This is a genomic window from Nereida sp. MMG025 (genome assembly GCF_021654165.1).
In the GTDB taxonomy this organism is placed as follows: domain Bacteria; phylum Pseudomonadota; class Alphaproteobacteria; order Rhodobacterales; family Rhodobacteraceae; genus Nereida.
In genome coordinates, this window is sequence record NZ_JAKFZN010000001.1 from 760,024 (window position 1) to 779,144 (window position 19,121).

Sequence of the window (19,121 nt, forward strand, 5' to 3'; positions counted from 1 at the left end):
CTTTTTTTATCCATTCGCATAGGCAAGCGCCATGTTCACCTTCTGCACAGACCCCGCCTCATTGCCCGATTGGCAATGGATGGCCTGCTACCTGACCACGGGCAAACATATGTCGCTCTACTGGTCTGTTGGCACTGTGCTTCTTTTGTTGGCGATCACGGCACCAACGGCGCTGTTATTCGGCTTTGGCGGCGCCTCTGCCGCGCGGGCGGGTTTTGCGCCCCTACGATGGTTCGGCAAGACCTATATTGCCATTGTGCGCGGCGTGCCTGACATCGCGTTTTTCTTGTTTTTCGTTATCGCGTTGGACCAGATGTTTGAATACATCCGTCACCGCATTCTTTGTCCCGACTGGACGGAAGCCGTGCGCCAGGGAAACGACTTTGTTGTCTGTGCAGCCGCTAAATTACCATTGGGAAACGCGCCGCAATGGGTGCATGAAGTTTACGGATTTGCGACGGCAGTTCTAACATTTGCCATCGTATTTGGTGCCTTTGCGGCCAACGTGCTTTATGGCGCGATGCGGGCTGTCCCCTCAGCGCAGCTAGAGACAGCCGCCGCCTATGGCATGAACCAGCGTCAAACCTTCTGGCGCATTCTTGTTCCGCAGATGTGGGTCTACGCGCTGCCGGGTCTATCGAACCTGTGGATGGTTCTGATAAAAGCCACGCCTTTGCTGTTCCTGCTTGGTGTGGAAGACATTGTCTATTGGGCGCGCGAGCTTGGAGGATCAAAAACCCCGCGGTTCACCGATTACCCCCACGGGGACTGGCGGATGTGGTATTTCCTTGCCTTGCTGGTCTTTTATCTGGCGTTCACCAAACTGTCCGAGGTTGTGCTGGACAGGCTGATGGCGCGCCTGACGCACGGCCAAGCCACCGCTGCAGGTGAAGCACAAAGGAAAGCCGCATGAGCTGTGCGCAGACGATCATGGACTACGGCCTGCGATCGGTCGGTATTGGCGAGCGTTTGTTGCCGCGTGCGGACTTTACCCTGTGCCAGCAATTCACACTGATTGGGTCTGGCATGCTCTGGAACATCTATTTCGGTGTGATCGCACTTGCCGCAGGCTTCTTTTTTGCGACCGCGCTGGCCGTCGGCAAAGCCAGTCCAAATCCGCTTATCCGTAAACCATCTGAATGGTTCATCTTCATTTTCCGCGGATCGCCTTTGTTTATCCAGTTCTTCTTTGGGTATTTCTGTTTTCTATCCTTGAAACAGGTCTCGCCCATTTTTGATCCGCTTTCCGCGGCCTGGGCGGGGGCACTTGTGGTTTTGTTTTTCAACACGTCCGCCTATTCCGCCGAGATCTTTTATGGTGCCCTGCAATCCATACCCAAAGGTGACACAGAAGCCGCCGACGCCTACGGCATGTCAGGCTGGCCAAGGTTCAAGCGGATCATATGGCCAACGATGCTGCGGCTGGCATGGCCTGCCTACACCAATGAGGCGATCTTTTTGTTTCATTCCACAACCCTCGTCTTTTTCAGCGGGTTTCCGGCATGGCAGCAACGCGGAGACGCGCTTTATTATGCCAATTATTTTGCCGACAAGACGTTTAACCCCTTCGTACCCTACCCCATTTTGGCGATGTATTTCATCTTGCTTACGCTGGTTATCATCGGGATTTTTGGCATCATTAACAAAAAGCTGAACCGCCATTTGCCGCAAACAGCACGACCCAAGATGAAGTTGATGCCACAGATCATCCGATGACAGCACATCCAAAAACCGTACGTATGGCTTGTGTTGATCTAAACCGTCAGTGGCGCGGCAAACGGGTCGCGGCGGCCCATGCAGGTCAGCCAATGGCGCTGCCTTTTTCGGTTTTGAATGTCGATATTTTTGGGGCAGATATCGATGGATCCAAGCTGGTTTTTGAAACAGGCGATGCCGATGGCATCCTTACCCCTTGGGAGCGCGACCCTGTCCCTATGCCATGGCTGCGCACGCCTTCAACCCTGATCCCGATGTATATGGCCGGGTTTGCAGGCGATCCGCGTGTTGCATTGATCAGGGTGTTGGATCGATTTGCAGCAAAGGGTCTTAGGGTCATCGCAGCAACCGAGCTGGAATTCACATTGCTTGACGCGGACGATCCCAAATCAGGCGCACCAATCACAGCACCGGGGGTTCTGTCTTTGCGCGCGCTGGATCGGTTTGAGGCGTTTTTCGATGCGCTTTATGATGCGGCGGAGGCGATGGATATCCCCGCCGATGCTGCGATTTCCGAAGCTGGTGTGGGGCAATTCGAAATAAACCTATACCATCAGGATGCATTAAAGACCGCAGATGACACGGCTCTTTTTACACTTCTGGTCAAGGAGATGGCGCTGAAGCATGGGTTGAATGCAAGCTTTGCTGCCAAGCCCGACGACAGCGATGCAGGCAACGGCATGCATGTCCATTTCAGCGTTATGCAAGGCGCGCAAAACATTTTTGATGATGCAAGCCGCGCGGGATCAGATGTTTTGCATCATGCTGTGCAAGGCTGCCTGACGGCGATGAGTGATGCGACATTGGTCTTTGCACCCCATGGCAATTCCTACGCCCGCCTTATCCCCGAAACGCATGCACCGTGCGGGGTTGGTTGGGGGTATGACAACCGCACCTGCGCCATACGTATTCCCGGCGGGCCAAGCCATGCGCGGCGTATCGAACATCGGGTCGCGGGGTGTGATGCGAACCCGTATTTGATGCTGGCCGCCATACTGGGCAGCGCACTAAGTGGAATTGAAGACGGGATTTCCGCGCCCCCTGCGATAACAGGCAATGCATACACATTGGATTTACCCCGCCTTGCGCCCGACTGGACAAGCGCGATTGATCGGTTCGAAACCGCGGCCACGATGCAGGCGATCTTTGATCCACTGCTTATCGAAAATCTATGCGCCACCAAACGGCAGGAGGTGACCAAGATCAGCGCACTTCCTGAATCAGAGCAATTTGCGCTCTACCGCGAACGGCTCTAGCGCGGGTTAAATGCATCGGCTAGGCTTTGGCAAACGACAGAGGTCACAGATGAAAATCGGCATCCTGCAATGTGGGCATACGCCTGATGAAGTAAAAGCAAGTCACGGCGATTTCGATCTTCTGTTTCATCAAATGTTCGAAGGACAAAATTTCACATTTCAGACCTGGAATGTGGTGGACATGGCATTTCCACGCAGCCCGAAATCGGCTGATGGTTGGCTGGTCACAGGGTCCAAACACGGCGCCTACGAGGACCACGCATTTATTCCCAAGCTCGAAGAGTTGATCCGCAGGATTTATGATGCAGATCGTCCGATGGTTGGTATTTGTTTTGGTCATCAAATCATTGCGCAGGCGCTTGGTGGCACGGTGGAAAAATTCACAGGCGGTTGGGCCATCGGGCGTCATGATTATGAAATGGAAGGCCTTGGACGGGTTGCTGTAAATGCGTGGCATCAAGACCAGGTTGTCACTGTGCCAGCAGATGCGCGGGTCATCGGGTCCAGCCCGTTTTGTCGTAATGCGGCACTTGTCTACGGTGACAAGGTGATGACGGTCCAACCCCACCCCGAGCTGACCAACCCTGTCATCGGTAGCTATATCGAAAACCGGCGCGGGACCGCGGATTATCCGGAGGACTTGATGGATCAGGCACAAGCCGCGGTCAGCCTTCCCAACGAGGGGGACAAAGTCGCCCAGGCACTTGCCGACTTTTTGAAGCGCGGTGCGCCATGACATGGACAGATGATCTTCCCCAAGCCGCGCGTGACTATCTAAAGGGACACCGCTTGGACGAAGTTGAGTGTGTCATCGCCGATTTGTCGGGGATTGCGCGCGGCAAAGCGGTGCCTGCCAGCAAATTTGCAAAGCAGAAACAGTTTTTCCTGCCACACTCCATCTTCTTTCAAACCATCGCTGGTGGATGGGGGGAAGCTGCAGGGGAAAACGGGTTTGTCGAGCCCGATATGATCCTGACACCTGATATGAGCACAGCGACAGCGGCACCTTGGACAGGTGATTGGACGTTACAAGTGATCCACGATGCCACGACGCGCGATGGAGAACCGATCCCGATGGCTCCACGCAATGTGCTCAAACGCGTGGTGGCGGCCTATGAAGCGGCAGGTCTGCACCCTGTTGTCGCCCCTGAGATGGAGTTCTACCTTGTTGCGCGCAACACCGATCCCCGCCACGCCATAGAACCGATGCTTGGGCGCACAGGCCGCCCCGCCGCAGCAAGGCAGGCTTATTCGCTGTCTGCAGTCGACGAATACGGCCCCGTTATTGACGACATCTATGATTTTGCCGAAGCGCAGGGTTTCGAGATTGACGGGATCACCCAAGAAGGCGGTGCGGGTCAGGTCGAGATCAACCTACGACACGGTGATCCCGTGAAACTGGCTGATGAAGTATTTTATTTCAAACGGCTGATCCGCGAAGCTGCGCTCAAACATGATTGTTTTGCGACGTTCATGGCCAAACCGATAGAGAACGAACCAGGCAGCGCCATGCATGTTCATCATTCTATTCTGGGCAAAGACGGGCGTAATATTTTTAGCGATGCTGCTGGCAACGAAACCGATGCGTTTGCCCATTTTATCGCGGGACTGCAAAACCATATGCCAAGCGCCATTGCGTTGATGGCCCCTTACGTCAACAGCTACCGCCGTTACGTGCCTGATCACGCAGCCCCGATTAATCTGGAATGGGGCCGCGACAACCGCACAACAGGCATTCGTATTCCCATTAGCGATCCGGATGCCCGCCGCGTCGAAAACCGTTTGGCTGGCATGGATTGTAATCCATATCTGGGGTTTGCCGCATCTTTGGCCTGCGGGCTTCTTGGCTTGCTTGAAAAAAAGAGCCCGACCGACGTTTGCGAAGGCGATGCTTATGATGCTGCCGAAGCCATCCCAAGGGGCCTTTATGCAGCACTTGATGCGATGGATAACGCGCCCAAGATCAACGCCCTGCTTGGCGAAGAATTCTCTCGTGTCTATTCCATCGTCAAACGCGCAGAATATGACGAGTTTCTGCAGCAGATCAGCCCCTGGGAACGCGAACACCTTTTGCTGAACGTATGAGCCGCTGGCTGTTCGCAAATGAGCCCCAAGGCCACTACCCGTCCAGTTGGTATGCCCAAACCTGTGAAGGGCTTGCCCATTTCGATCCGCTGCGCGGAGAGGCCAAAGCCGAACTATGCGTTATCGGCGCTGGCTTTACAGGATTATCTGCGGCCTTGCACGCGGCCCTGTCGGGCATGTCGGTCATTGTGCTGGACGCGCACCGCGTTGGGTGGGGCGCATCGGGGCGCAATGGTGGACAGGTCGGCCGCGGATGGAATTGGGATCTTCAAAAGCTGACCGCAAAATTCGGACGTGGCGAGGCCGAACATTTTGAGCGTTTGGCGATCAAGGCCCGCCAGATGACGCTCGATCTTATGGCCCAACACGCACCCGATGCACAGTTTCAAGCAGGGCTGCTGGCTGCGTCCTTTGCGCAAGCGCCACGCGATCAGCCCCGTGTTCTAAAGACGCTGAATGGCTTGGGTCATACTCTTAGCCCGCTTGATGCCAACCAAATGGCCGGGACACTTGGGACAAAAGCCTATCAATCGGGCGTGCTTGATACCACTTCTGGCTACTGCAATCCGCTGGCCTATGCCTTCGGGCTGGCCCGTGCATGCGTTGCCGCGGGTGTGGTGTTTCATGAACGTAGCACCGTCCACAAAATTGCGCCCGGCATGGTCCAAACCGATGCAGGGCGCGTGACAGCCCGCTTTACCCTGAACGCAACAAATGGCTACGGCGCGCATCTGACACGCAAAACCGCAGCGCGGGTTTTGCCGATCAACAATTATATGGCCGCGACAGAGCCGCTTGGCCTGTCTGCCCCCATCACGCGGCCCGTTGCCGTTTTTGATGATAAATTCGTGCTGAACTACTTTTGGCAGACACAGGATGGTCGGCTGATTTATGGGGGTGGCGAAAGCTATGGACGGCGCTTTCCCCGCGATATCGCCGCTCGGGTGCGCAAAAACCTGATGGGCATTTACCCCGACCTTTCGGACGTCACGTTTACCCACACCTGGGGCGGCACCCTTGCGGTGACGGCCACACGGCTGCCTTATGTGGCTGATCTGGGCGATGGCCTGTTCACCAGCGGTGGGTATTCGGGCCACGGGCTGGTGCTTGGCAGCTTTTGCGGCGCACTTTGCGTTGATGCGATGCTAGGCAAACGCGATGATTTTGACTGTGTGGGACGCTTGCCAACCCCTGCACTTCCGGGTGGTTCCGTTTTTGGTGGCGCCATTACGAGTGCAGCTATGCGCTGGATGGCGCTAAAGGATTGGGTGCGGCGGAATTAATCATATGATTTCTGAGCCAGCTCATTTAGGATATCCGAAAGAGAAATTAGGATATACCGAATATGCAGCCTCTCAATGCCCCCAACGTCTATGATGCCGAACCCATCCCATCCGCCGTGCAAGCCGAGATTGAGCGACTTCTAAGTTCTGGTGATCTGTTCAGATACACCGCCGCTGCGGGCGCGCCAGTCAGCCTGTTGGAAAGCGAATTTGCCGAAATGTTGGGCAGCCGCTACGCGCTGGCGGTATCTAGTTGTTCGGCGGCGCTGTTTTTGTCTCTGAAGGCGTTAGACCTGCCACGTGATGCACGTGTCCTGATCCCCGCGTTCACGTTTGCTGCTGTGCCGTCGTCGGTTGTGCACGCGGATTGTGTGCCTGTGCTGTGTGAAGTTGGCGAAAACTACCGCATCGATATCCAAGACTTTGCAGCCAAACTGGATGACACGATACAAGCGGTCATCATCAGCCACATGCGCGGACATACGAGCGACATGGATGCCATTATGGCTCTGTGCGATGCGCGTGACATCCCCGTCATCGAAGATGCCGCCCATAGTCTCGGGACAACTTGGGACGGACGAAACATCGGCACGATTGGCAAAATCGGATGCTTCTCGTTTCAATCCTACAAACTTTTGAACGCTGGCGAAGGAGGCATCCTTGTCACCGATGATGCCGATCTTGTCGCCCGCGCAGTGATTATGTCTGGCGCCTATGAACACGCTTGGAAAAAACACGATGTCGCACATGATGCGATGCAGCGGTGGCAGAATAAATTGCCGCTTTATAATTTGCGTCTGTCCAATCTTTCCGCCGCCATCGTCCGCGCACAACTACCCGAGGTGCCGCGCAGGGTGCGTGACGGTCTGCGCAATCACGACCATGTTGCCGCCAAGATCAGCACGTCCCGATTTATCGAGGTGCCTGAGAAACTGGCACCGGAAGAACGCGCCCCCGATAGCCTACAGTTTAATCTGGTCGGCCTTTCAAAAAACCAAATGCTTGAATTTGCCCAGATCAGCGCAGCGATGGGCGTAAAAGTTCAGATATTTGGCCAAAGCACTGACAATGCACGCGCGTTCTGGAATTGGGAATTCCTTGATGTGCCGGATGATCTGCCACAGACGCGGGCCATGTTGATGCGGGCGTGCGATGTGCGGTTGCCTGCCAGATTAACCCTGGCCGAATGCGATGCCGTTGCCGGCATTCTGCTTGCGGCTCTGGACAAGGCAACCGTGTCAAAAGCCGCTTAACGCTCAACCCGAAGCGCATTGGACAGCCATGGTGTTTCCGCCACCGCTGGACGAACGATCATTTCCGCAAGAATTGCGCGTAACGCATCCGCCGTTTCGCCAGGCATGTCCCGCAATACGTCTTTGCGGGCGTTCAAACTGATCGTTCGGCCAAGTTTGCCGAACGGCAGGGGCGCAATGTCGACTTGATCACGAAAACGCCCTGCCCTCATCCAGCCAAGCGCACTCAGGATGGCCCATCCCTGACCCGCCGCAACCATGGCAAGGATCGAATGGTAGCTGTCCAATTCGAACTGACGAATGAACGGAATGCGCTGACGCGCCAAATGGGCGGTGATTTGGCGGCCCATGTGATGGCGCTGCGTATATTGAATAAGCGGCCTTTGACTGAGCGAGAGTGCATCGACAGGCTCCCCTTTCGGCACTGCAACGATAAATGGGTCCGACAAAAGCGGATAGACGTCCGTCCAATCCGCAGCAGCGCCCATATCTGCAGCGACGATCATATCAAGGGCGCGGGCGTCCAGCAGATCAAACAAGCGGTGGGACGCGCCCGTTTCAAGCAGGAATTGGCAGCCTTCCAGCTTTTCGGCCATGTCGGAAAGCAACCTTGGCGTTACATCCGCATCCAGATCTTCGATCATTCCAAGGCGGAAACTTGTCAAAGTCGTTTGACCATCCAAGGCAAGTTCGGACCGCGCTTGAGTTGCCTCATTTACGATATTCTGGGCGCGCACCCGGAATGTATCACCAGCGGGCGTGGCCATAATGGGGCGCTGAGATCGATCCAGAAGTGTCGTACCGATGGCTGTTTCAAGATTTGTTAACTGTTGGCTGACCGTTGCCGGGGATGTGCCCAATCTACGCGCGGCCGCGCTGATACTGCGCTCTTCGACCGTGGCCAAAAACACCTCGATACCCCAAAGGGTGAAACGGTCTTGGGAGGTTGCCATCGGGGTCCTTTCAACAAACGTGGCTGAACGCTAAAACCATTCTTGGCAACGCGCAACGGCCCGCGTAGCGTTGGCGTCATATCAAGAGGTCACCCGATGAAAAATACCATGTCACAAAGTTGGGACGCCCGTGCAGATGCCCATAGTTTTTATGGCTTCACCGATCTGCCGACCATCCATGACCGCGGAACAGTTGTTCTGACACACGGGCATGGCCCCTATGTCGTGGATGTAAACGGGCGGCAGTATCTGGATGCCAATTCGGGGCTTTGGAACATGGTGGCAGGCTTTGACCACCCTGCACTGACACAAGCTGCACAAGCACAGTTTGCACGCTTCCCAGGCTATCACGCGTTTTTTGGGCGGATGTCCGACCAAACGGTGATGCTGTCTGAAAAGCTGATCGAAGTGTCGCCCTTTGAACGGGGTAAGGTTTTTTATACCAACTCGGGGTCCGAGGCGAATGACACGATGGTCAAAATGCTGTGGATGCTCGGGATTTCAGAAGGTGCGCCGCAGCGCAAAAAGATCATTACGCGCAAGAACGGCTATCACGGTGTGACAGTTGTTTCAGCGTCCATGACTGGCAAGCCATATAATTCGGTGTTCGGCTTACCGCTCGACGGCTTCATCCACCTGACCTGCCCCCACTATTGGCGCGAAGGACAGGACGGGGAAACCGAGGCTGCGTTCACCACGCGTCTGGCCGCCGAACTGGAAGATGTCATCGCGCGCGAAGGCGCTGACACCATTGCTGCGTTTTTTGCGGAACCTGTGATTGGTGCAGGCGGTGTGATCCCGTCCCCAGACGGCTATTTCCAAGCCGTTCAGCCTATTTTGAAAAAACACGGGATACCCCTGATTGCAGATGAGGTAATTTGCGGGTTCGGGCGCACAGGATCGGTCTGGGGGTGCCAGACCTATGACTTTATCCCCGACGCGATCATCAGCTCCAAAGCGCTGACCGCAGGCTATTTCCCCATGGGCGCTGTCATCTTGGGGCCGGACCTGTCAGATCGGTTGCAACATGCAGCCGACATGATGGAAGAATTTCCACACGGGTTTACCGCGTCTGGCCATCCTGTCGGTTGCGCCATAGCGCTCAAATCCATCGAATTGATCCTTGAAGGTGGCCTGTTGGAACAAGCCCAAGCCCTGATCCCGCGCTTTGAAGCGGGGTTGGAAGCGCTTTCCCATAACTCCAATATCGGTGAATGGCGCGGCAAGGGACTGATGGGCGCGCTTGAGGCGGTTGCAGACAAAGCAAGCAAAACCCCCTTTGACGGATCCCTGTCCGTATCAGAACGTATCGCCAATACCTGTACCGATCACGGGTTGATCTGCCGGCCACTCGGCCAATCCATCGTGTTGTGCCCCCCGTTCATTATGACGACTGCGCAAATGGATGAAATGTTTGAAAAGCTTGAGGCGTCGCTGAAAAAGGTGTTTGCAGAAGTCACCTGAACGACGTGTTATGTCGGCCTACGGAGTGCATGCATCCACCGCGCAGTCCCCACAATTCTATGAATGTCGCACCACATAAGTGTTCGGGACGATGCGATGTCACGCAACGACTGACTACTTCAGTTTCGATAATTTGTTTTGCAGATCGGCCAGCTGTGCTTTGATCTCGTCCAGATCTTCACCAGTTTCTTTGGCGGGTGTTTCCTGCGTGGGCGCGGACCAGTTTGTCATGCCACCTGTAATCGCTTTCATGAACGCTTGTTGCTGCGCTTGCATGGCCTCAAACCCGGGCATTTTACTGAGAGGGTTCAGGGTGTTCATCTGATCGACAACTTTGGTCTGGCCATCCCGCAGCATATCAAACGACATTTGCAGAAATTGCGGCACGACCGATCCCGCCTGCGTGGTGTAGCTGCGCACCAGATCATTCAGGACACCGACCGGTAGCACATTTTCACCGCGGCTTTCGTGTTCCGCTATGATTTGCAGAAGATACTGACGTGTCAGATCGTCACCAGACTTCAAGTCCACAATCTGAACTTCCCGCCCTTCCCGAATAATTGTCGCGATGTCTTCTAACGTCACATAATCGCTTGTCTCTGTGTTGTAGAGACGGCGGCTTGCGTAGCGCTTGATCAGAAGTGGGGGCTTTTCATCAGCCATGCGGCGGGTCCTCCCAAACCTTTTTGCAGTGCAGAGAAAGCCTATGCGCATGCAGAACAAAAGGAAAGCATCCATTTGCACGACGCAAAGAAAAGGGGTGAGCCCCGAAAGGCCCACCCCGATATTCACACTGAGATTTGGGAGGAGTTCAGCAGTGAATACTTAAAAGCGTCGCTTATTTAGCGGCAGCTTTTTTCGCAGCAGCAGTTACTTCTGTTGTCGCTTTTTTGACGGCAGCAGTTGTTTCTTCGCTGATGTCTTTGCCAGCGGCCAGCATCAGTTCAACTGTTTCCATCTGAACTTTTTTCGCAACTTCAGCGAAAGCAGCCATATATTCAGCCGAAGCTTCAGCCGTTGCCGAAGCGAAGTCTGTCATCGCTTTTGTGTAGTCAGCAGGATCTTCTTTGACTTTCGTGACGTCTGCCAGTTTGGTCAGTGTCTCTTTTGTCCACTTCGACGAAATTTCTGTCGATTTGTCGGCAGCTTCAAGAGCTACGGAAGACATTTTTTCCGAAAGCGAAGCTTGTGTTTTGAACGCGTCTTGCATTGCAGCTGTGTCTACTGGGAATGCGCCCATCATGTCTTTCATGACTGCTGTGAAATCTTGTGCCATTGTATCAGGTCCTTTGGTTTAGATCGTGACCGAGCCAACCCCGGTTTCTGCATCTGCAAACAATATGCATGCTGCAGCGCAGAATATCAACCTTTTTCTGCGCTGCAGCATACCCCTGCGTCACCCTGCCACGATATGAAAAAAGAATGGCGTAATTTCAGTCACCTACAGCTGCAACGACATACGTGCCAGGTGCATCATCCAAGGTTTTATGGCCTTTATCGCCTGGGCGACGTGCGGGAATCATCTTGCCCGATTTACCCGAAAGCCATTCGCCCCATGTCGGCCACCACGATTGTTTTGGTGTAAAGTCCGCTGTTTCTTTCCAGTCGTCAGCCGACTGGTTGATGTTCGAGTTCGTATAAAACCCGTATTTGTTCTTACTCACAGGGTTGACGATGCCCGCGATATGGCCAGACTCGGACAGGATAAAGGTTTTGTCCTTGCTGCCCATTTTCTTAACGCCGTTAAACGATGACTTCCAAGCTGCAATGTGATCGGCCTCGCAAGCAATGGCACACACAGGCACGTTGACGTCTTTGATCTTCAGCGTTTGACCGAAGAGATCAAACCCATCGCTGGCAAATTCATCGCGCTGACAAAGGCCCCGCAAGTATTCAATGGCCATCTTCCCCGGCAGGTTTGTTCCATCCCCGTTCCAAAAAAGCAGGTCAAACGCGGGTGGCGCCTCACCAAGCATGTAACTGCGAATGGCGGGCTGATAGATCAGATCGTTTGAGCGCAAATAGCTAAAGGTGCGGGACATGAAATAGCTGTTCAGCACGCCATCTTGCTGCACCTGCTTTTCGATTCCATCTACGAAATCATCTTCCAGAAAAACCCCAACCTCGCCCCGATCCGAAAAATCGGTCAAGGTTGTAAAGAACGTGGCCGAGTTGATCGACTTGTCCTTGTCCTGTTTCATCTTTGACAAGGTCAGCGACAAAGTGGTGCCTGCAATACAGTAGCCGACCGCATTCACTTTCTTGGTGCCCGAAATCTTTTTGGCCTCGGCGATGGCGGCCATATAGCCTTCTTGAATATAGTCCTCTAGCCCGACATCGGCGTAGGATTCATCTGGGTTCACCCAACTGACGACAAACAGGGTGAACCCTTGATCTACGATCCATTTTAGCAGGCTGTTTTGCTCTTTGAGATCCAGAACGTAGAACTTGTTGATCCATGGCGGAAAGATCACCAACGGTGTTTCATGCACTTGTTCCGTGGTCGGCGCATATTGAATAAGCTCAAACATGCGATTGCGAAACACGACTTTGCCGGGCGTCGTTCCAAGGTTTTCACCAACCTTAAACGCGTTTTTATCCGCCAAGGTGACCAACAGGTCGCCATCATTGGCCTCAATATCGCGCACCAGATTTTCAAGCCCTTGAACCAAGGACTCACCTTCTGTGGCCACCGCTTTTTCCAAAGCATCGGGATTGGTCGTCAAAAAGTTGGTGGGTGCCATCATATCGACAATCTGGCTTGTGAAATAGGTCAGGCGCTTGCGATCAGCATCCTCCAGATCATCAAGGGCATTGACCGCATTTGCGATGGCTTCGGCTTGATGGAAATACTGTTGCTTGATAAAATTAAAGTAGGGGTGTGTGTCCCAAAGGGGGTTTTTGAAACGTCGATCCGTAGGCGTGTCATCCTTGGGCGCGACAAGCTTGCCTGTGGCCAATGCGGATTGTGCATCAAGGTAGTGTTTGAAACTTTTCCCCCAGAAGGCGACTTGCGTTTCAAACAGCTTGCCCGGATCACGCATCATTTCGGTCATATAGGCATTTGCGGCTTTCATCATCAAATCGCCGCCGGGCCCTTCCAAAGCAGGATTGACGGGCCGCTTGTGCTGCATGGCTTTCGTCAAGCGAGTGGAAAGGGCTTCGATTTTCGCCAAATTCTCGGTGATTTTATCGTCGGCTGCGGATGCGTCGGTATCGCCTGTGTCAGTCTGACCAGACGTTTTTGACGATTCTTCCATTGTCATATCGAATTTGCCCCTCTACTTTGCACATGCAGAATACAGTCGCTTTCACGGGGAGCAAAGGCGACGAATTGTTACGCCTGTCTGATAGGTGAAACCAGACAGCCTCATATATGGAGAGACCCGTGAAATACATGATGTCATACGACTTTATGGAAACGATGCGGAACACCAACCAATGGTTGGGGGCCACCGCCCACGCGCTCAACAGTTATCCCGCCACAGCGGCAATGCCGAATCCCATGTTGGATTGGATGCGCGCTTGGGGCGAAGTCACCGAACGCAGTTTTGCGCGCATGGTGGTCAAACCTGATTGGGGTATCGATTTCTTTACCTGCGAAGATGGCAAAGACCACATCGTAAAATACACACCGATCATTGAGCGCCCTTTTGGCGACTTGCTTCACTTCGAGGTCGCAGGACGAAAAACGCGCAAGCGCAAGGTTTTGATCGCGGCCCCCATGTCGGGCCACTACGCGACATTGCTGCGCTCGACGGTGCTGTCGCTGTTGCCTGATTGTGAGGTCTATATCACCGACTGGCACAACGCCCGTGATATCCCCGTCAGCCAAGGCAAATTCGACATCGAGGATTACACCCTCTATCTGGCTGACTTCATGAAGGAACTTGGCCCGGAAACCCATGTGATTGCTGTGTGCCAACCCGTCCCGCTGGCTCTGGCGGCAACGGCTTATCTGGCCAAAGAAGACCCAAAGGCGCAACCTGCGTCTCTGACACTCATTGGCGGGCCCGTTGACCCGAACGCAAACCCCACTGATGTGACAGACTTCGGCCACTCCGTGACGATGACGCAACTGCATGAGATGATGATCCAGCGTGTTGGGTACAAATACAAAGGCGTCGGTCGCAAGGTCTATCCAGGATTGCTTCAGCTGACATCTTTCATTTCGATGAACAGTCAAACACACTCAAAAGCCTTCCAAGACCAAATCACGCGGGTCGCCAATGGCGAAGCATCCGAACACGACCGTCACAACAAATTCTATGACGAATATCTGGCGGTTATGGACATGACTGCCGAATTCTACCTTTCAACGGTTGAGCGCATTTTCAAAGAACGTGAAATTGCGAAAAACGAATTCGTCGTTGCAGGCGTGCAGGTGGACATCGGTGATATCACAGATGTTGCGGTGAAAATCGTTGAAGGTGAAAACGATGACATCTCGGCGCCGGGTCAATGCCTTGCCGCTCTCGATTTGTTGACTGGCCTTGATGACAGCAAAAAGGCTAGTCATTTGGAACCAGGTGCAGGCCACTATGGTATCTTCGCGGGACGCAAATGGCGCGAAAATATCCGCCCGCTGGTGCTTGAATTTATCGACGCCAATGCGCGCCCATCATCGAAAAAGGCGGCTAACGACAACGCGGCCGCATAACGATATCAAAAAGGGGCCGACGATGAACAAAGATGTAACGCTTACCTGCACATGCGGGGCGCTTTGCGCAAAACTTCTCAACGTCGGTCCGCAACACGGCACGCATATTGTCTGTCATTGCGATGACTGCCGTGCGGCCAACAACCACCTCGGCCTTGATGATCCTGGCGCGGAAGGCGTGGATCTGTATCAAACCAGTCCAAGCAACCTCAAAATCCTTAAAGGTGGTGAAAACCTTGGCGTGATGAAACTTCGTCAGGCCGGCATTCTGCGTTGGTATGCCAAATGTTGTAACACGCCGATGTACAACACAATGAAATCACCAAAACTTCCCTTTGTCGGGGTCGTCACCAGCACCATGGAAGACGGTGCGGACATTGGCCCCGTAAAAACGCGGGGCTTTGTCAAAAATAACGGTAAAACCACGCACCCCGGCATGCGCCATATGATGGCAGGCATGATCAGCCGAATGGCGCGTGAACGCATCTCCGGTCGCTGGAAAGACACGCCGTTTTTTGATGCGTCGTCCATGGAACCCGTGGTTGAGCCGATCGTGTTGGACAAAGCAGAACGCGACGCGGCTTATTCAGGTCTGTGATCCGACCACAGGGTTTTGCAGCACAAAGGGCTGTTTCATCCATGCATACAGCTGATCAATCACCTCATTTGGTGTTTCCAAAGTCGGAAGATGACCAGCTCGGTCAATGACGTGCAAACGCGCATTGGGGATCAATTCTGCCATAAACGTATGCCGCCTTACAGGACACAGCGCATCATGTTCGCCACACATAATCAAAGTCGGCACCTTGATTTTGCGTAGGGTCCCCTGTTGGTCACGGCGGCGTTGCAGGGCACGGGATTGACGGATGAAAACCTCTGGCCCAAGCGTTTGGGCCATTTCCATCACAAGCGACAAAACCTCATCGCGCGCAGGACCGGGAGCAAGGTAGTTCGGTTTCATTTCATCGCGCATGATTTCTAACAGGCGACCTGTTTTGGCCCCGACGATCTGGGGTTCGCGCATCGCGGCAATCTGTGGTGTCTCTGCCAATGGATTGGTGTCCATCAAACATAGCCGCGAAATCCGGTCTGGTGCGCGGCGTAGAATCTCCATCGCGACGATCCCGCCCATCGATAGCCCCGCCAAAGCAAACTTTTTGGGCAATAAATCCAGCAGACCGCTTGCGATTTCCTCGACACGTTCCCCTTGGGTGATTGGCGCAACCGTCACAGCATGGGTAGAGGACATCGCAGCGATTTGCGGCCCAAAGAGCCGCGCATCACACATCATTCCTGGCAAAAAGACGATCGGTTCAGTCATAGCCGCGCCAACTTTGCCCCCTCGACCAAAGCACCAAGTTTGGCATAGGCGATAGACGGATCCACAGCACCAAAGCCTGCAAATGTGCCAAACCCGCAATCGCTGCCTGCAATGACACGATCCGCGCCGACAATGTTCACAAACTTTTCAATGCGTTCGGCCACCAGCTTGGGATGCTCGACAAAATTTGTTGTGCTATCGACAACGCCGGGCACAAGGATTTTATCGTCTGGAATTTCGGCCGCACGATCACGGAAAACAGTCCATTCGTGGGCGTGGCGGGGATTTGAGGTTTCAAACAAAAGCTGGCTGGCACCCACATTCATCAAGGTGCCAAACACCTTGTCCATATCAATATCGCAGACATGCGGCCCTTCATAATTACCCCAACAGATATGGACACGCACACGTGACGGATCGATGCCATCAAGGGCATGGTTCAATGCCTCAACATGGCTGGCCGCAATCTTCAGGAATTCTTCATCGCTCAGGTCCTGAAACAGCATGTGCCGCGACAGCGCAAGATCGGGGCAATCAAGCTGCAAATACAGCCCCGCATCGACAATCGTGCGATATTCCTCGCGCATGGCATCTGCCAAAGCGGCCAGGTATTCATCGCGGCTGGCATAAAAATCATTCTGCAAAAACAGGCTAATCACACCGGGGCTTGCGGCGTTCATAAAGCCCTCGGCGGCTCCGTGTTCGGCCATCCCTGCCTTGAGGTTCGCAATATCTTTATGCAAATCCTCTTGGCCTTTGGATTTTACTTCGCCGACACACATCGGGCGCGCGTATTGCGGTGTGCCCCCTTCGTTTGCAAGGCGTTCAAGAAAGCTCGGAAACAGCTTGAGATCGGCAGGGGCATTGCGCGGGCTGTCCCCGTCAAACCCCGTGTAGCGATCCTTGACATAGGTCGCATAGCTGATCTTTGACGTTTCGCCATCACTGACAATATCAATACCTGCCTCCACCTGCTTGCGCACTGTCTCGGCCGCCGCCGATCGCATGCAGGCGTCAAACGCCGCACTGTCATAGGCTTCGCCGTTTTCGCGCGCAAAGATAAAATCCACCACCTCTTGCGTGCGGGGAAGGCTGCCGACATGGCTGGTTTTGACCATAAAACTGCTCCTGTATTTGTTGGCAGAGTGAAGTCTTTTACCCCTGCCCTCAAGCGCTTTTTCGCAAGACTAGGACTGCCATGTCAGCCCTGCTGGATCTTCGGTCGCACGCACCCGGTAAAGGCTGGCCTGCCCCGTCATCGCAGGTTTGATCGACCGCGTCACACCAGGCGGGATCGCAAAGGTATCGCCGGGCGCAATGGCCGTATCAAAACCATCAACCGTGACACGCCAATGCCCCTTCATGCCCATCAACACTTCGTGCTGATCACAGGTGTGCGGCGCATCACTGACGGACGTGCGCGACAGCAGTTCCACTTCAAATCCTGGTTTGTCTTTCAACAGACCCGTTGGTGAAATGACATCGCAGGGCTGTTTGTCGGCCAAGGCCATCATATCCCAATAGCGCGCCACATAGTTGGGAATGACATCCGCGGTTGTGGGTTCGGGAAATGCCTTCAACTCTTCTTCGGTCAGCAGGGGCATGGGGTTTACGCCTTCAGGCAGGCCTTGGCCCTTCTTGCTGTCATAAAGCTTGCCGTTTTCGCCCAGTATCAGGCCATGGTCCTGCGCGTCCTCAATCACCTGCGGTGCCCAGATCACGCCACCGCCTGCATCATCGCCGCCAAGGATCGCCATGATCATCCCGTAGTCGGTACCGATATTCTCAAATCCGCGAAAGATGCCTGTAGGGATGTTAAAGATGTCCCCTTCCTCCAGCACCACCTCGCCTGCCGTGCCATGCCGCCCCCAAAAAAACCGCCAGCGACCGGACAGCACAAAAAACACCTCAGCCGTGCGGTGACTGTGAAGCGAGTTGCGGCACTTGGGCGGCTGTCCTGCCGCACCAATATTAAACCCGATCTGGTCGGTAATATGCACATGCTGGTCAGCGCTTTCCGACACGCCGCCCCCGATGATCGTAAAGTTTTCCTTTTGATCACTCCCGGGTGTATGGGCGTCAATAAATGCGGTTTTACAGGGTTTGAGATCGCCGTAGCGGACGATCCGCGCGGTCATGTCATTGGCTTGCATTGGTCAGGCTCCACAAGTGTTTTGGCTATCCGGTGTGCGACAGGATTTGTGTCCAGATCGCAACCTCGTCGTAAAGGGTGTAGTCGCGGCGCAGGCCCCACGGCCCGTATTCCACATGGGTGATCCCCATAACATGCACCTTGGCCCCTGTCGGGCGCCCAAAAGCGCCCCACCCATCATGGGTGCCGTCCAGCGCCCAACGCACCGCCGCGCGGGGCGGCATCATGGGATCTTCGCGCCCGATCACGTGTTTGACGCTAAACTGCGCCGACGGAAATGCACTGCGCAAGCCAAGCCAGAATTCATCGGCAGCGGCGGTGCCATGCCCTGTGCGCGAGCCTGCATAATGGGTCTCAACCGCGCGGTCATAGACCTCTGGGATCAACGAAAATTCGGCCTGCATGAGGCGCGTTAACATGTCGGCTGTTTTCGCGCCCCACGCGTTGTCGTTACCCCGGCCCATATAGGGGCCATCGACATCCATATCGGGGGTAAAGGGCGTGATCTTGCCCATGTTTTCAGCAGCAAATTCCTTGGGATCGCCACCGATTTGACGCACGATGCCACCACTGTCGCGGATCAGCCATTCGTCGGAAATCATGTTGTCCTTGGCATAGCAATCCGCCAAAGCGAGGCTGGCAATTTTGCGCCCTGTGGGCGGGCCGAACATGCCATCGCCCATATGCGTCGCCGTCGACAAAATGCGATGCGATGACAGCATCCCGTCCTCTGGCGTGCCAGACCAAATCACGTCTTGTCCCAAAAGCGTGCGATCGGGAAACTGAACAATCGTGGCCATTGTCGCTGCCGTCATTCCCGCCTCGCCGCGTCCGAAACTGCCAGGCATGCGCACGATCACATCGGGGTGGTAGTAGCGCGACATCGCCTCGCCCATACCGCGATCTTCCCAAATCTCTTTGGTGATGCCGATGATATAGTCAGGGAAGTCTTTGAATTTGTTATCAAAACCGCGCATC

The 19,121-nt window shown here is 54.4% G+C and carries 18 protein-coding genes; 10 read left to right on the plus strand and 8 right to left on the minus strand.

All coding sequences use genetic code 11. The annotated features are described in order from the left end of the window. Nucleotides 1–31 precede the first annotated feature (31 nt). From L1065_RS03685 to L1065_RS03715, 7 genes are all read left to right on the plus strand, one after another. Complete coding sequence (locus L1065_RS03685; protein ID WP_237094085.1) at nucleotides 32–913, plus strand: ABC transporter permease; 882 nt, start codon at nucleotides 32–34, stop codon at nucleotides 911–913. Continuing rightward, nucleotides 910–1,716 (plus strand): ABC transporter permease, encoded by an 807-nt coding sequence (locus L1065_RS03690; protein ID WP_237094086.1) that lies wholly within the window; start codon nucleotides 910–912, stop codon nucleotides 1,714–1,716. Before L1065_RS03685 ends, L1065_RS03690 begins: the two co-directional genes overlap by 4 nt. A 23-nt stretch (nucleotides 1,717–1,739) precedes the next feature. Further along, nucleotides 1,740–2,972 carry a glutamine synthetase family protein gene (locus tag L1065_RS03695; RefSeq protein ID WP_237094087.1) on the plus strand — a complete coding sequence of 411 codons (1,233 nt, stop codon included), beginning with the start codon at nucleotides 1,740–1,742 and terminating at the stop codon, nucleotides 2,970–2,972. 49 nt (nucleotides 2,973–3,021) lie between these two features. Further along, complete coding sequence (locus L1065_RS03700; protein WP_237094088.1) at nucleotides 3,022–3,708, plus strand: type 1 glutamine amidotransferase; 687 nt, start codon at nucleotides 3,022–3,024, stop codon at nucleotides 3,706–3,708. Then, a complete protein-coding gene (locus L1065_RS03705; protein WP_237094089.1) occupies nucleotides 3,705–5,057 on the plus strand; it encodes a glutamine synthetase family protein in 1,353 nt (450 codons plus the stop codon). The genes L1065_RS03700 and L1065_RS03705 overlap by 4 nt, the downstream gene beginning before the upstream one ends. Beyond that, on the plus strand, nucleotides 5,054–6,340 hold the full coding sequence (locus L1065_RS03710; RefSeq protein WP_237094090.1) for an FAD-binding oxidoreductase: 1,287 nt from the start codon (nucleotides 5,054–5,056) through the stop codon (nucleotides 6,338–6,340). The genes L1065_RS03705 and L1065_RS03710 overlap by 4 nt, the downstream gene beginning before the upstream one ends. A 62-nt stretch (nucleotides 6,341–6,402) precedes the next feature. Further along, nucleotides 6,403–7,593, plus strand: a complete 1,191-nt coding sequence (locus L1065_RS03715; protein ID WP_237094091.1) for a DegT/DnrJ/EryC1/StrS aminotransferase family protein — start codon at nucleotides 6,403–6,405, stop codon at nucleotides 7,591–7,593. On the opposite strand, the gene L1065_RS03720 is transcribed toward L1065_RS03715, so the two are convergent. Further along, nucleotides 7,590–8,546 carry a LysR family transcriptional regulator gene (locus L1065_RS03720; protein WP_237094092.1) on the minus strand — a complete coding sequence of 319 codons (957 nt, stop codon included), beginning with the start codon at nucleotides 8,544–8,546 and terminating at the stop codon, nucleotides 7,590–7,592. The genes L1065_RS03715 and L1065_RS03720 overlap by 4 nt on opposite strands. 108 nt (nucleotides 8,547–8,654) lie before the next feature. Here L1065_RS03720 and L1065_RS03725 point away from each other — a divergent pair, with 108 nt between their 5' ends. Further along, nucleotides 8,655–10,010: an aminotransferase gene (locus L1065_RS03725; protein WP_237094093.1), complete on the plus strand. Its 1,356-nt coding sequence runs from the start codon at nucleotides 8,655–8,657 to the stop codon at nucleotides 10,008–10,010. A gap of 114 nt (nucleotides 10,011–10,124) precedes the next feature. Here the strand turns inward: L1065_RS03725 and phaR are convergent, their stop codons facing one another. The 3 genes from phaR to phaC form a co-directional block, all read right to left on the minus strand. Then, nucleotides 10,125–10,673, minus strand: a complete 549-nt coding sequence (gene phaR, locus L1065_RS03730; protein ID WP_237094094.1) for a polyhydroxyalkanoate synthesis repressor PhaR — start codon at nucleotides 10,671–10,673, stop codon at nucleotides 10,125–10,127. Nucleotides 10,674–10,848: 175 nt separating this feature from the next. Beyond that, entirely contained in the window at nucleotides 10,849–11,286 is a 438-nt protein-coding gene (locus L1065_RS03735; protein WP_237094095.1) for a phasin, PhaP, read from the minus strand. A 157-nt stretch (nucleotides 11,287–11,443) separates the two neighbouring features. Next, a complete protein-coding gene (phaC, locus tag L1065_RS03740) occupies nucleotides 11,444–13,276 on the minus strand; it encodes a class I poly(R)-hydroxyalkanoic acid synthase (RefSeq protein WP_237094096.1) in 1,833 nt (610 codons plus the stop codon). Nucleotides 13,277–13,398: 122 nt separating this feature from the next. Here phaC and phaZ point away from each other — a divergent pair, with 122 nt between their 5' ends. Beyond that, a complete protein-coding gene (gene phaZ, locus L1065_RS03745; RefSeq protein WP_237094097.1) occupies nucleotides 13,399–14,670 on the plus strand; it encodes a polyhydroxyalkanoate depolymerase in 1,272 nt (423 codons plus the stop codon). Between the two features lie 22 nt (nucleotides 14,671–14,692). Continuing rightward, nucleotides 14,693–15,268, plus strand: a complete 576-nt coding sequence (locus tag L1065_RS03750) for a DUF6151 family protein (RefSeq protein WP_237094098.1) — start codon at nucleotides 14,693–14,695, stop codon at nucleotides 15,266–15,268. On the opposite strand, the gene L1065_RS03755 is transcribed toward L1065_RS03750, so the two are convergent. The 4 genes from L1065_RS03755 to L1065_RS03770 form a co-directional block, all read right to left on the minus strand. Next, a complete protein-coding gene (locus L1065_RS03755; protein WP_237094099.1) occupies nucleotides 15,257–15,991 on the minus strand; it encodes an alpha/beta fold hydrolase in 735 nt (244 codons plus the stop codon). The genes L1065_RS03750 and L1065_RS03755 overlap by 12 nt on opposite strands. Then, the gene (locus L1065_RS03760) at nucleotides 15,988–17,109 is read right to left on the minus strand and encodes a cobalamin-independent methionine synthase II family protein (protein WP_237094100.1); all 1,122 of its coding nucleotides are present in this window, start codon (nucleotides 17,107–17,109) and stop codon (nucleotides 15,988–15,990) included. Before L1065_RS03760 ends, L1065_RS03755 begins: the two co-directional genes overlap by 4 nt. Nucleotides 17,110–17,178: 69 nt before the next feature. Continuing rightward, entirely contained in the window at nucleotides 17,179–18,144 is a 966-nt protein-coding gene (locus tag L1065_RS03765; RefSeq protein WP_237094101.1) for a cupin domain-containing protein, read from the minus strand. A gap of 25 nt (nucleotides 18,145–18,169) precedes the next feature. Then, on the minus strand, nucleotides 18,170–19,120 hold the full coding sequence (locus L1065_RS03770; protein WP_237094102.1) for an ester cyclase: 951 nt from the start codon (nucleotides 19,118–19,120) through the stop codon (nucleotides 18,170–18,172). Nucleotide 19,121: the final 1 nt, after the last annotated feature.

Excerpts from the sequence above, each read along its gene's own strand:
- L1065_RS03685 (WP_237094085.1), top strand. The coding sequence starts at position 32 with ATGTTCACCTTCTGCACAGACCCCGCCTCATTGCCCGATTGGCAATGG.
- L1065_RS03690 (WP_237094086.1), top strand. The coding sequence starts at position 910 with ATGAGCTGTGCGCAGACGATCATGGACTACGGCCTGCGATCGGTCGGT.
- L1065_RS03695 (WP_237094087.1), top strand. The coding sequence starts at position 1,740 with ATGGCTTGTGTTGATCTAAACCGTCAGTGGCGCGGCAAACGGGTCGCG.
- L1065_RS03700 (WP_237094088.1), top strand. The coding sequence starts at position 3,022 with ATGAAAATCGGCATCCTGCAATGTGGGCATACGCCTGATGAAGTAAAA.
- L1065_RS03705 (WP_237094089.1), top strand. The coding sequence starts at position 3,705 with ATGACATGGACAGATGATCTTCCCCAAGCCGCGCGTGACTATCTAAAG.
- L1065_RS03710 (WP_237094090.1), top strand. The coding sequence starts at position 5,054 with ATGAGCCGCTGGCTGTTCGCAAATGAGCCCCAAGGCCACTACCCGTCC.
- L1065_RS03715 (WP_237094091.1), top strand. The coding sequence starts at position 6,403 with ATGCAGCCTCTCAATGCCCCCAACGTCTATGATGCCGAACCCATCCCA.
- L1065_RS03720 (WP_237094092.1), bottom strand. The coding sequence starts at position 8,546 with ATGGCAACCTCCCAAGACCGTTTCACCCTTTGGGGTATCGAGGTGTTT.
- L1065_RS03725 (WP_237094093.1), top strand. The coding sequence starts at position 8,655 with ATGTCACAAAGTTGGGACGCCCGTGCAGATGCCCATAGTTTTTATGGC.
- phaR (WP_237094094.1), bottom strand. The coding sequence starts at position 10,673 with ATGGCTGATGAAAAGCCCCCACTTCTGATCAAGCGCTACGCAAGCCGC.
- L1065_RS03735 (WP_237094095.1), bottom strand. The coding sequence starts at position 11,286 with ATGGCACAAGATTTCACAGCAGTCATGAAAGACATGATGGGCGCATTC.
- phaC (WP_237094096.1), bottom strand. The coding sequence starts at position 13,276 with ATGACAATGGAAGAATCGTCAAAAACGTCTGGTCAGACTGACACAGGC.
- L1065_RS03750 (WP_237094098.1), top strand. The coding sequence starts at position 14,693 with ATGAACAAAGATGTAACGCTTACCTGCACATGCGGGGCGCTTTGCGCA.
- L1065_RS03755 (WP_237094099.1), bottom strand. The coding sequence starts at position 15,991 with ATGACTGAACCGATCGTCTTTTTGCCAGGAATGATGTGTGATGCGCGG.
- L1065_RS03760 (WP_237094100.1), bottom strand. The coding sequence starts at position 17,109 with ATGGTCAAAACCAGCCATGTCGGCAGCCTTCCCCGCACGCAAGAGGTG.
- L1065_RS03765 (WP_237094101.1), bottom strand. The coding sequence starts at position 18,144 with ATGCAAGCCAATGACATGACCGCGCGGATCGTCCGCTACGGCGATCTC.
- L1065_RS03770 (WP_237094102.1), bottom strand. The coding sequence starts at position 19,120 with ATGCGCGGTTTTGATAACAAATTCAAAGACTTCCCTGACTATATCATC.